Below are 11,686 nucleotides of genomic sequence, written 5' to 3' on the forward strand. Positions count from 1 at the left end.
TCCTCGATCTTGCGAACCGGGACCACCTGGTCGCGTGCGAGGAGAGAGGTGAGGGCGGACATGCGTCGTCGTTCCGAGGGGTTCCGATGTTCGCCCGCGCCCTCGGGAGGTGTCAACGAACCTGTGCGTTTTCCGGCGCGAAAGGGGAGGTCGTGCTAGCTCTCCGAGGACATGCCCGGACGCACGCTGGGGCTCGTGGTGATGGCTCTCGTGGCGCTCGCGGGATGCGGGCCAGGCGGGGGTGGGGGCGGCGACGACGGCGGCGGGATGCGCCTCCGGACGCGATCGCGAGGCGCGACCGAGGCGACCTGCCCGGACGGATCGACGCTCACGTACGAGACGTTCGGGCGCGAGTTCTTCGAGGCGTACTGCGTCCGCTGCCACGACTCGCAGCTCGCGACGGTCGGCGAGCGCAACGGTGCGCCGCTGGGCACCGACCTCGACACGCTCGCGGGCGTGGAGATGCACCTCGAGGCGGTCGACTCGGCGGCGGCCGCGGGCCCGACCCGCGTGAACCTGTACATGCCGCCGCCCTCGAGCAGCGCGATCCCGAGCGACGCGGAGCGCGATCAGCTCGGCGAGTGGATCGCCTGCGGCGCGCCCTGATCGCCGCCGCGCGCGAGCCGATCGACGCTCATCGCGACGAGCACCGGCGCGGCGGTCTCGACCCGCATGATCGGGACCGCGACCCGCGCGCGGCGCCATCCCGACGCGACGAGCGCGTCTTCTTCGGCGGGCGAGAGCCCGCCCTCGGGGCCGACCGCGATCCACACCTCGCGCGCGCCCTCGAGCGCCTCGTCCCAGGTCACGCCCGCGCGGGGTGATGCGATGAGGCGCGTCGCGCCGTCGGGCGCGCGTCGTGCGACCTCGTCGAGCGGTGCGGGCGCGACGATCGCGGGCACGTGCGCGCGCTCCGCCTGGCGTGCGGCCTCGTGGGCGATCTTGTGCAGCCGATCGAGGCGCGCGGCGCTGCGGTCCGCGTCGGGGCGCGCGACGGAGCGCTCGGCGAGCGCGAGGTGGATCGCGGCGACGCCGGTCTCGGTGCAGCTGCGCACGATGTCGTCGAGCTTGCCGCCCTTGGGCAGGCCCTGGACGAGCACCACGCGGCTGGTCGGCGCGACGGCGACGCGCAGCGTGTCGATCCCACACGCGACGGTGCTGGCATCGACGTGCTCGACGATCGCGTCGGCTTCGGCGCCGACGCCGTCGAAGAGCACGACGCGATCGCCGGCACGCAGGCGGAGCACACGCGCGTGTCGAGCGGCGTCGGCGTCGAGCACGACGCGCGCGCCGGGGGTGCCCAGCGCGCGCGCGTGCAGCCGGCGCGGCTCGCTCATCCGCGGCGCGACTTCTTCTTGGCGCTGGCCTTCTTGGCGGGCGCCTTCTTGGCCGCACTCTTCTTGGCGCTGGCCTTCTTGGCGGGCGCCTTCTTGGCCGCACTCTTCTTGGCGCTGGCCTTCTTGGCCGCCGCCTTCTTCGCGCCGGTCTTCTTCGCCGCCTTCTTGGCCGCGGCCTTCTTCGCGCCGGTCTTCTTCGCCGCCGCCTTCTTGGCGGGCGCCTTCTTGGCCGCGGCCTTCTTCGCAGCGGTCTTCTTCGCAGCGGTCTTCTTCGCAGCGGTCTTCTTCGCCGCCGCCTTCTTGGCACCGGTCTTCTTGGCGGGCGCCTTCTTGGCGGGCGCCTTCTTGGCAGCGGCCTTCGTCGCACCGGTCTTCTTTGCGGGCGCCTTCTTGGCAGCGGCCTTCTTGGCAGCGGCCTTCTTCGCGGGCGCCTTCTTCGCCGGGCGCTTCTCCTCCGCCTGCTCCACCTCGCCCTCGAGCGGCTCGAGCTCCTCGACCTCCGCCGGCGCGAGCAGCGCGACCGAGCCCTCGGCCGACGTCGTCGCCACCGACGCGAGCAGCACCGCCGCGCCCGCCTCGAGCACCTGCGTCTCGTGGTCCTCGACGACCATCGTCTCGTCGACCGTCTCGGCCTCGAGCACGTCCTCCTCGTCGCGCCCGAGGTCGCGCTCGACCACGTCGCTCGTGGCCTCCGCGCTCACGTCGCTCTCGCCGTACGTCTCGAGGTCGTCGAAGCCGTCGCGGCTCGAGCCGAACATCGTCGCGTCGCGCTCCTGCTCCGCGCGCCGCTCGGCTTCCCGCGCCGCGGCCTCTTCCTCGGCCTCGTCGATCTGCGAGAGCTCGTCGATGCCGGCCTCCTCCTGCACCAGCGTCTCGATGTCCGGCTCCGCGGCGCTCTGCGCCTGCGACTCGCCGCTGCCCGCGTGTCCGTTCGCGTCCTGCTGCACGTCGTCGCTCCTCTCTCGCACGCGCGCCTCGGGCGCGCGGAAGGTCAACGCAATCCAGTCCCGCTCCTGCCGTCGCGCGACCGGCTCCATCGCCGCGTACACGCGCCGGATGTCGTCCTCGTCCTGCAAGAGCAGCCCCGACAGCACGAGCATCCCGCCGGGCGCCACCCGCGCCATCAGCGCCTCCGCCATCGGCAGCAGCACCCGCGCCTCGATGTTCGCGACCACGAGGCCCCACGTGCCCTCGATCTCCTCGATCGGCGTGGTGCTCGCGTTCACACGATCCGCGACCCGGTTCGCCTCCGCGTTCTCGTTCGTCGCGTCGATCGCGAGCTCGTCGTTGTCGATCGCGACCGCGTCCGCCGCGCCCAGCAGCAGCGCACCGATCGACAGGATCCCGCTGCCGCACCCGACGTCGAGCACGTGCTCGCCGCCGCGCACCCACCACTCGAGCTCGGCGAGCACGAGACGCGTCGTCTCGTGCGTCCCCGTGCCGAACGCCTGCCCGGGATCGAGCGTCAGGACCACGTCGCCCTCACGCGCATCGACTTGTTCCCAGGAGGGGCGGATCACCAGTCGGTTCCCGATCCGCGTCGGCTTGAAGAACTCGCGCCAGCGATGCTTCCACTCGTCGCCGACGATGTGCTCGACGCGCGCGCGCCAGCCGCGCTCCTCGCCGACCAGCGTCTCCGCCGCGATCTGCGCCTCGTCCTCGTCGTCGAAGTGCGCGACCAGCAGCGCGCCGCCTTCGCTCGGCTTGTCGAGCGTGCTCGCGTCACGCTCCTCGACGCCGCTCGCGCCGAGCTCCCACAGCATCGCCGAGGCGTCGTCGACGTCGTTCTCCGGCACCTCGACGTGCACCGTCGGGTATCGCGGTGTGATCTCGTCCATCGCTCTTCCTGGTCCTCCGCGCGTCAGCCGCGCGAGGTCCGTTCCATGACGCGAGGACGAGCGGCGATCAATCGTCGATCGTGATCACCAGCGTGCCCTGCGGATTGTCTCCGCCGCCCTGGCTCCCGAGCACGACGCCGAGCACGATCGCGCCCGCGACCACCGCCGCGCCGCCGCCGATCGCGATCCAGAACCACGCCTCGCTCGTCACGTCGCCCCCGGGCGCGGGCACCGCGATGCGCAGCGGTGCCGCGACGTCGCCGCGCGACGCGATCGGAAGTCCGCCGCCGTCGACCGCCTCGAAGTAGTACTCGACGAGCGGCGGGCTCACGTCGTCCGCGGGGATCGTCGCGACGTAGTCGTTGCCCTCGCGCGTCGTGTCCACGCGCCGGAACACCGCGCTCGTGCCATGCCGGTACGCGAGCACGAGCTGCGCGACGCGCCCGCCCGCGTCCTCGACCTGCGCCGAGAGCTCGACCGCTTCCCCGCGGCTCGCCTGCGGCGGCGAGCGATGCTGGATCGACACCGGCGCCGGCGGCGCGCGACCGGGGCGTCCCTCCGACTCCCACTGCTGACGCACCTGACCGAAGAACTCGCGGAAGCGCGGGCTCAGATCACTGCTCGCCTCGTGCGCGGGATCGATCGCGAGCATCGAGCGCCACGCGCCCGCGGCCTCTTCCTCGCGGTCGAGCGCGAGGTACGTGAGCGCGAGGTAGCGGTAGATCTGCCCCTGCTGCTCGCGCGTGTTCCCGTGGCGCACCAGCGCCGCCGAGAGGGTCTGGAGCGCTTCCTCGAAGCGCAGCTCGTCGTACTCGCTGATGCCGCGCTCGATGAGCGGATTGCCGCCCTGCGCGTGCGCTGGAGCGGGGATCGCGAGCGCGAGGATGGAAGCCAGGAAGAACGTCAGCCCGAGCCCGAGGCGGAGCATGGGGCGGACCGTACCAGATCCGAAAGCGTCATTTCAGCTCGGAGCTCTGTGGTACGTTCGCGCGCATGGGCCTCAACCGGCTCTTCGTCTCGCAGTCGAAGCTCGATCAGTGGCTCTCGGAGGAGCTCGTCGACGTCGACGGCGAGGTGATGACCACCAAGAACGACGGGAATCGGTTCAACCTGAAGACCGCGGTGCTCTTCCTCGAAGAGGTCACGGGCGCCGGGGACCCCTCCGATCTCATCGGAAAGGTGAAGGATCTCGAGCAGATCGCGACCGTCGGCGGGGAGTACGCGTCGGGCTCGGTGATCCTCGGGGACAACGCCTACAACGTCGTCGAGGGCTTCGTGGGCGATCCGATCCTCGACGGAGCGGCCGACGCCGCGGCGGCGAACACGGGCGACACCCTCGCGGCCGCGATGCGCAGCATCACCGGGGACCCCGCGCGCGAAGGCGAGCTCGACCTGCTCGCACGCTTCTTCCTGGCTTCCCGCTCGGGCTGAGTCCTTGCCGGAGTGCTCGTCCCGCAGGTCCCGGACGGGAGCGCGCGAAGCGCGCGGACGGTAGGACCGGCGGGCGAGCCGATTTTTTCGACAGTCTCTGAGCGCTCGCTCGCCGATGGTTTTCGCGACACTCTTCCGGCGTGTGCTCGCTGGACGCGCGGTGAGGCCGGCCCGACGGAGGGCTCGACGATGACGCTGACGATCCTCTTCGCGATCACCGCCGTCCTCTATCTGCTCGCGGGCTCGCTCTACCTCGCGTTCCTCGCGCGCGACGGACAGCAGCTCGCGCGCGGCGGCACCGCGGTGCTCGGGGTCGCGGTGGTCTCGCACCTCGCGTTCCTGACGGTCGACTTCGTCGCGGCGGGGAACGTGCCGATCGCGGACATCCACCAGGCGCTCGCGGTCGCGTCGCTGCTCGTGGTGCTCGGCTACCTGGCGACGGTGCGCGGCAAGCCGCGTCTGCTCGTGCTCGGTGCGTTCATCACTCCGGTCACGCTCCTGCTCTTCCTCGGCGCGGGCTTCCGGCGCGGCGTGGCGGTGGTGGGCGAGGGCATGCGCTCCGCGATCCTGCCGATCCACGTCGTGAGCAACGTGCTCGGGCTGGTCGGCTTCGCGCTCGCGTTCGCGGCGGCTCTCGCGTACGTGATCCAGGAGCGCCAGCTGCGTCGCAAGAACCTCGGCGGGCTCTACCAGCGCCTGCCTCCGCTCGACGTGCTCGATCAGCTCTCGTTCCGGCTCGTGGTGGTGGGCTTCCTCTTCTTCACGGGTGGTGTGATCACCGGGACGTTCTGGGCGGTGCGCATCGATCCGAGCGCGCCGACGATCGGCGCCACGCAGACCATCGGCGTGCTCGCCTGGCTGCTCTTCGCGGGCGTGCTGCTGCTGCGCGTCGCGGTGGGATGGCGCGGGAGGCGCGCCGCGATCGGGACGATGCTCGGATTCCTCTGCGCCTGCGCGGTGCTCGTGGGCTACGTCGTGCGCGGGGACGGCGGCTGATGGCCGAGATCTTCGTCATCGGGCTCTCGCACCGCAGCTCGCCGGTCGAGCTGCGCGAGAAGCTCGCGGTCCCGAACGGCGAGCTGCCCAAGCACGTGAAGGAGCTCGCCGAGCGCGCGCACCTCGCGGAGGCGGTGATGATCTCGACGTGCAACCGCGTCGAGGTCTACGGCGTGGCGGCCGACTCGACCGGCGTGCGCCGCGCGCGCGAGGTGCTCGCGGCGCGCATGCCCGACGGCGCGCTCGATCCGCATCTCTACGAGCGTTCGGGCGCGGAGGCGGTGCGTCACGCGTTCCGCGTCGCGTCGAGCCTCGACTCGATGGTCGTCGGCGAGCCCCAGATCCTCGGTCAGTTCAAGGAGGCGTACGCCGCGGCGACCGAGGCCGGTGTGATCGGTGGCCTGCTCGATCGCTGCTTCGCGAAGGCGTTCGCGGTCGCGAAGCGGGTGCGCACCGAGACCGGCATCGCGTCGGGCTCGGTCAGCGTGAGCTCGATCGCCACCGACCTCGCGAAGAAGATCTTCGGCGACCTGAACGGCAAGCGCGTGCTGCTGATCGGCGCGGGCAAGATGGGCGAGTCCGCGGCGAAGCACCTGCGCAAGCAGGGCGCGAAGCTCTTCGTGCTCAACCGCAGCCGCGAGCGCGCGCTCGAGCTCGCGAAGGCGTGCGACGGAGAGCCGCGCTCGCTCTCGGAGCTGCCGGGTGAGCTCGCGCTCGCCGACGTCGCCATCGCGAGCACGTCGAGCGATCGCTTCGTCGTCACGACCGACCTGATGAAGGAGGTCGTGCGCGCGCGAAAGTACCGCCCGCTCTTCCTCATCGACATCGCGGTGCCGCGCAACGTCGATCCGCGCGTCGGCGACATGGAGAACGTGTTCGTCTACGACGTCGACGACCTGCAGAAGGTCGCGCAGGAGAACCTCACGGCGCGCAAGCGCGAGGCCGAGGCCGCGGAGCGCATCGTCGACGTCGAGGCGCGTACCTTCGAGGAGTGGCGCAAGCAGCTCGACCTCAAGCCGATCATCGTCGGGCTGCGGCGACACGTGCGCGAGGTGCTCGCGGCCGAGCTCGAGCGCACGATGCCGCGCCTGTCCGGCGATGCGGCGCGTGATCGCGCGGCGCTCGAGAAGATGCTCGACGCGGCGACGAACAAGCTGCTGCACCAGCCGCTCACCGAGCTGAAGAAGGCGGGCGAAGCGGGCGACGGTCAGGTGCTCGCCGTGGTGCGTCGACTCTTCCCGGTGGAGGAGGCCGCGGCCGAGGGCGCGAGCGTGTCGCGCATCGCCCCGGCGATGCCCTCCGAGCCGCCTCCGCCCGCCGCTGCCGCGAAGAAATCGGCGACCTGAGCCTCGCGACGCCCGAGGCTCGTGGCGCACCGTCGCGAGGCTGAGAACCACGCTTGGCGGTGTCGTACACGGGCCCATTTGCGCCTGCATAGGAGGCAGCATCATGCGCAAGGGGTCTGCGCCGCTCGTCGCGGCGGCGTTGGTTGCCGCGCTCTCGGGGTGCGGCGGTGGGAGCGCGAACGAGGTGCGCACGAGCGCCGGCAAGACGGACGCGCCGGGCGGAGAGAGGCTCTCCCAACCCGTCTCGCGATCGCCGGTGCCGGGCGCGACGCGGCCCGCGCGTGACGAGGACATCTCGCTCCGCGCGTTCGCGCAGTCGCCGGTGGGCGTGATCGACGAGGATCACGCGAACGGCTACGTCGTGCGCCTCGAAGTGCACAACGCGAGCGCCGATCCGATCACGCTCGAGCGCGTCTGGGTGCACGCGTCGATCTACCAGAACGGCCTGCTCGTCCACGGCTGCGACGAGGGCGCGCTCGAGCTCGTGACCGCGTCGCTGCTCGAGCTGCAGCCCGGTCAGGGCTACGCGATCAACCACGTGCTGCCGTGCGCGCTCTCGGAGAGCGGTCGCTACGACCTGGTCTCGGTCGTGGTGGTCGGCATGCCGCCGGGCGCCGAGGGGCTCGAGCAGACGCTGCGGTTCTCGCAGTCGGTCGCGACGCCGCTGGTCGTCGACGCCGATCTCCCCGCGTTCTCCGCGGAGCGCGACGAAGCGGAGGAGACCGCAGCGCGCTGATCACCGGACCGCGTAGCGAACGCGGACGTGCACGCGGATGCGCGTGGTGCCGGGCTGCACCGGCGTGGTGGTCGCCGCATCGGCGGCCTCCATGCGCGCCGCGAAGGGACGTGGGCCCTCGTCCGCGATCGTCTCCTCGATCGCGATCGGCGCGCCGAGCTCGACGCCCGCGAGCTCCGCGAGCTGCGAAGCGTCGCGACGCGCGGCGTCCATCGCCTCGCGTCGCGCCTCGGCCCGGGCCGCGCTGGGATCGGTCACCTCGAGCGTCACGCTCTCGAGCCGCGCCTGATCGCCGCCCGCGCCGACCGCCGCGTCGATCACCTCGCCCGCGCGATCGATCTCGGTGATGCGCACCTCGAGCTGGTTGCGCGCGGTGTAGCCGAGCAGGCGCTGGCCCTGCTCCGTGTACTCGTACTCCGGCGTGATCGAGAGGCTCGCGGTCTGGACGCGATCCTCGGCGATGCCCGCGCCGCGCAGCGCGGCGATCATCGCGCTCGTCGCCTGCGCCGCGGACTCGCGCGCCTCGGCGACGCTCGGACGGCGCGACTCGATCCCCACGCGCACCACCGCGAGATCGGGCCGCGCCTCGGACTCGCCCTGGCCCGTGACCTGGATGCCGACGTCCTCGCGCACCAACGTCGTGCTCGCGGCGCCTGGATGCGCACACGCGGCGAGCCCGAGCAGCGCCGCGATCCCGATGAGCCGTTTCATGGGCGCCCCACATGGGAACGAGAACGCTCGATCCAAGACGCGAATCAAGGCACATTTCGGCGCGATGAAGCTCCGCATCGCCACCCGTCGCTCGCCGCTCGCGCTCGCTCAGACGCGCTGGGTCGCGGACCGCATCCGCGCCGCGTCGCCCGGGATCGAGATCGAAGAAGTGCAGCTCGTCACGCAGGGCGATCGTGTGCTCGACGTGCCGCTCGCGAAGGTGGGCGGCAAGGGGCTCTTCGTGACCGAGGTCGAGCAGGCGCTCGAGGACGGCCGCGCCGACATCGCGGTCCACTCGATGAAGGACGTGCCCGAGAAGCTCGCCGCGGGGATGGAGCTGATCTGCGTGCCGGAGCGCGAAGATCCGCACGACGTCGTGATCACGAAGAGCGGCGAGGGCTTCTTCGATCTCGAGGCGGGCACGCGCGTGGGCACCTCGTCGCTGCGGCGCGCGGTGCAGCTCCACGCGGCGCGCAACGACGTCGCGTTCTCGGTGCTGCGCGGCAACGTGGGCACGCGTCTGCGCAAGCTCGACGAGGGCGAGTACGGCGCGATCGTGCTCGCGCACGCGGGGCTGCGGCGCCTCGGGCTCGCGCAGGATCGGAAGCTCGAGGTGCTCTCGGTCGAGCACTCGATCCCGGCGGTGGGGCAGGGCGCGCTCGGCATCGAGGGACGCGCCGACGACGCGCGATCGCGCGCGCTGCTCGCGACGCTCGAGCACGGCCCGACGCGCATCGCGGTGGAGGCGGAGCGCGCGTTCCTGGTCGCGCTGCACGGCAGCTGCACCACGCCGCTCGCCGCGCACGCGCGCATCGAGGCCGGCTCGCTGCAGATCGACGGCATGGTCGGCGCGATCGACGGCTCGCGCATCGTGCGCGGCGGCATGCACGAGTGGATCGACGTCGCGGCGCCGGAGAAGTCGGTCGAGACCGCGCGCAAGCTCGGGCGCGCGCTCGCGGAGTCGCTGCTCGATCAGGGCGCGCGCGTGCTGATCGACGAGGCACGCGCCTCGAGCGATCCCTACGCGCCGCTCTACTCGAGCAACTAGCCCGGCTCCGCGCCGGACGTTACCGTCGCGCCTCGACGAACGAGGGGGCGGGAATGACGGCGATGGGTCGGCTCGTGGGGGGCGTGATCGCGCTGGGGCTCTCGATCGGATGTGGCTCCGCCGAGGAGTGCCGCGCCGACGACGAGTGCTCCGATCACTTCGCGTGCGAGCGGGTGTATCCCGACGATCCGACGCGCGGGCTCTGCGTCGACGACTGCGAGGGATCGACCGGCAACCCGAGCGACTCGCTGTGCGCGCCCGGCGCTGCGTGCACCGGTGACGGCTTCCGCTGCGAGCCCACCGTCGGGAGCGCGTGCACACCCGGCGATCTCTCGACCGTCGCGTGCAACGGCTTCCTCTGCGATCCCTCGACGATGCGCTGCATCGTGCCGACCTCGTGCACCGACGACGCGGAGTGCGGCGCGTACGTCTGCATGAACGCAGGGCGGGGGACGCGCGGCTACTGTGCCGTGGTCTGCGAGGGCGTTCCCGACACCTGTGCCAGCGGGCTCACCTGCAGCGCGGCGACGGGGGTGTGCGAGTAGCGCGTGGTCGTGGCTTCACGCGAGGTGTGCTGTGCTTGGCACACGCTGGCGCTCGGCCCGGTGTTTCGGCGAGAATTCGCGAGGCACAGAAGCTGCTCGAGGCCGCGACGCATATGGGCTCACGTTCGTTCCTCTCGCTCTCGCTGCTGACCGCGCTCTCGCTCACGGCCGCTGCCGCGCACGCGCAGGAGCCACCCCCGGCCGCGCCCGGCACCTACGCGCTGACGGTGGCGCTCGACGACGTCGTGCTGCCGCTCCTGGCGGCCGCGGAGACCGACGCCGCCCAGGGCCGCCCTGGGCTCGCCCAGGCGCGCGCCCAGGTCGTCCTCGAGACGCTGCCCGCGACCTCGACGCTGCGGGTGCGTGCCGAGGGCGTGCGCCTGGTCGCGCAGCAGGCGCTGGGAGCGACGCCGGTGGCTCCGACGGCCCCCGAGGTGCTCGTCGAGCCGCTGGTCGTGCAGGCCGAGCAGGACACCCAGCGGGGCTCGCACGCGCTCGCGATCGCGCGGCTCGACTTCGCGCTCGCGCGCGTCCCGGCGGGCGGTGAGCTCGCGCGTCGCGCCCAGGCGCTCCGCGCCGCCGCGTCGCAGCTGCTGGTGCAGGGACAGCCCGCCGTGGTGCCGACCGCGCCGGTCGGTCAGCCCGCGGTGGTCGCGCCGTACGGCGGCTACGCGCCGGTCGCGCCGGTGGCCGATCCCGAGCTCGCGGCGGCGAGCGCCGAGCCGGTCGCGCCGGTCGATCCCACGCGCCGCGGCGATGCCGAGGCGATCGAGCTCTACATCACGGCCGCGGCGTACGGCGTGTACCTCGGCTTCTGGATCCCGTTCGCCGCCGGGCTCGAGGGCGACGACTCGTCGAGCGGTGGCTCGCCCGAGAACCTCGGGTACTCGCTCTCGATGCTCGCGGGCGGCGGCGTGATGGCGCTGCTGGTCGCCGGGCTCGACTCGGGCGAGGGGCTGCGCACCGGCGTGGGCCCCTCGATCAGCATGGGCATCCGGTACGGCCTCGGGATGGGCTTCCTCATGTGGGGCGCGCTCGATCCGATCCTCTCGTCCACGCGCCTGCCCTCGAGCGATCCGACCTGCTCGTTCTGCGAGGGCCCCGAGAACCGCGGCGGCTGGGCGGAGCGCACCGCGCTGCCGATGGCGTTCGGCCTCGGCGGTGGTCTGCTCGGCGCGGTGATCGGCTACGGCACCTCGCCCTCGACCGACGACGTGCGCTTCGTCGAGACGAGCGGCATCTGGGGCACCGGCCTCGGCCTGCTCTGCGCGATCGCGGCGGCGGAGGACTCGTCGCAGGGCTTCGGCATCACCGCGACCGGGCTCGGCGTCGGGCTGCTGACGACGTCGATCATGGCGGGCGCGGGCGTGGACGTGTCGGCGCGCCGTGGCTGGCTGATGACGCTCGGCTTCGCGATCGGCGCGGGCGCGGGCACCATCGTCCCGGCGCTCGCCGCGGCGGGCACCGGTGACTTCGATTACCGCATCTTCGGCGCGGTCGCGGCGGTCACGTCGGTCGCGGGCCTCGTCACCGCGTTCATCCTCACCGACGGCATGGACGAGCGCATGCGCGAGCGTCGTGCGCAGGAGCAGCGCGCGGGCTTCGACCCGATGCGCGATCTGCGCATCGGCGCGGGCCCGACCGAGGGCGGCGGCGTCTTCTCGCTGAGCGGTCAGTTCTGATCGCGCGTCGATCCAG

Annotated in this window: 12 protein-coding genes; 8 read left to right on the top strand and 4 right to left on the bottom strand. The window is 72.4% G+C overall.

The features are described from left to right. Positions 1 to 171: 171 nt before the first annotated feature. Positions 172 to 606: a hypothetical protein gene (locus I5071_RS01650; RefSeq protein WP_236520100.1), complete on the top strand. Its 435-nt coding sequence runs from the start codon at positions 172 to 174 to the stop codon at positions 604 to 606. Here I5071_RS01650 and I5071_RS01655 read toward each other — a convergent pair. The 3 genes from I5071_RS01655 to I5071_RS01665 form a co-directional block, all read right to left on the bottom strand. Continuing rightward, entirely contained in the window at positions 570 to 1,337 is a 768-nt protein-coding gene (locus tag I5071_RS01655) for an RsmE family RNA methyltransferase (RefSeq protein WP_236520101.1), read from the bottom strand. The two genes, I5071_RS01650 and I5071_RS01655, sit on opposite strands and share 37 nt — an antisense overlap. Further along, positions 1,334 to 3,175: a 50S ribosomal protein L11 methyltransferase gene (gene prmA / locus I5071_RS01660; RefSeq protein ID WP_236520102.1), complete on the bottom strand. Its 1,842-nt coding sequence runs from the start codon at positions 3,173 to 3,175 to the stop codon at positions 1,334 to 1,336. The genes I5071_RS01655 and prmA overlap by 4 nt, the downstream gene beginning before the upstream one ends. Positions 3,176 to 3,242: 67 nt before the next feature. Then, positions 3,243 to 4,103 carry a hypothetical protein gene (locus I5071_RS01665; RefSeq protein ID WP_236520103.1) on the bottom strand — a complete coding sequence of 287 codons (861 nt, stop codon included), beginning with the start codon at positions 4,101 to 4,103 and terminating at the stop codon, positions 3,243 to 3,245. Between the two features lie 65 nt (positions 4,104 to 4,168). Here I5071_RS01665 and I5071_RS01670 point away from each other — a divergent pair, with 65 nt between their 5' ends. From I5071_RS01670 to I5071_RS01685, 4 genes are all read left to right on the top strand, one after another. Beyond that, complete coding sequence (locus tag I5071_RS01670; RefSeq protein WP_236520104.1) at positions 4,169 to 4,606, top strand: hypothetical protein; 438 nt, start codon at positions 4,169 to 4,171, stop codon at positions 4,604 to 4,606. A gap of 189 nt (positions 4,607 to 4,795) precedes the next feature. After that, positions 4,796 to 5,602 carry a cytochrome C assembly family protein gene (locus tag I5071_RS01675; protein WP_236520105.1) on the top strand — a complete coding sequence of 269 codons (807 nt, stop codon included), beginning with the start codon at positions 4,796 to 4,798 and terminating at the stop codon, positions 5,600 to 5,602. Beyond that, a complete protein-coding gene (gene hemA, locus I5071_RS01680; RefSeq protein WP_236520106.1) occupies positions 5,602 to 6,948 on the top strand; it encodes a glutamyl-tRNA reductase in 1,347 nt (448 codons plus the stop codon). Before I5071_RS01675 ends, hemA begins: the two co-directional genes overlap by 1 nt. 103 nt (positions 6,949 to 7,051) lie before the next feature. Further along, on the top strand, positions 7,052 to 7,684 hold the full coding sequence (locus I5071_RS01685; protein ID WP_236520107.1) for a hypothetical protein: 633 nt from the start codon (positions 7,052 to 7,054) through the stop codon (positions 7,682 to 7,684). Here I5071_RS01685 and I5071_RS01690 read toward each other — a convergent pair whose 3' ends face one another. After that, positions 7,685 to 8,395: an SIMPL domain-containing protein gene (locus I5071_RS01690; protein ID WP_236520108.1), complete on the bottom strand. Its 711-nt coding sequence runs from the start codon at positions 8,393 to 8,395 to the stop codon at positions 7,685 to 7,687. A 64-nt stretch (positions 8,396 to 8,459) separates the two neighbouring features. On the opposite strand from I5071_RS01690, the gene hemC reads away from it, so the two are divergent. The 3 genes from hemC to I5071_RS01705 all read left to right on the top strand — a co-directional run bounded on the left by hemC (position 8,460) and on the right by I5071_RS01705 (position 11,670). Further along, a complete protein-coding gene (hemC, locus tag I5071_RS01695) occupies positions 8,460 to 9,443 on the top strand; it encodes a hydroxymethylbilane synthase (RefSeq protein WP_236520109.1) in 984 nt (327 codons plus the stop codon). Positions 9,444 to 9,505: 62 nt separating this feature from the next. Then, complete coding sequence (locus I5071_RS01700; protein WP_236520110.1) at positions 9,506 to 9,988, top strand: hypothetical protein; 483 nt, start codon at positions 9,506 to 9,508, stop codon at positions 9,986 to 9,988. A gap of 113 nt (positions 9,989 to 10,101) precedes the next feature. Next, a complete protein-coding gene (locus I5071_RS01705; protein ID WP_236520111.1) occupies positions 10,102 to 11,670 on the top strand; it encodes a hypothetical protein in 1,569 nt (522 codons plus the stop codon). The last annotated feature ends 16 nt before the right edge of the window (positions 11,671 to 11,686 follow it).

This window comes from Sandaracinus amylolyticus, assembly GCF_021631985.1.
Taxonomy (GTDB): Bacteria; Myxococcota_A; Polyangia; order Polyangiales; family Sandaracinaceae; genus Sandaracinus; species Sandaracinus amylolyticus_A.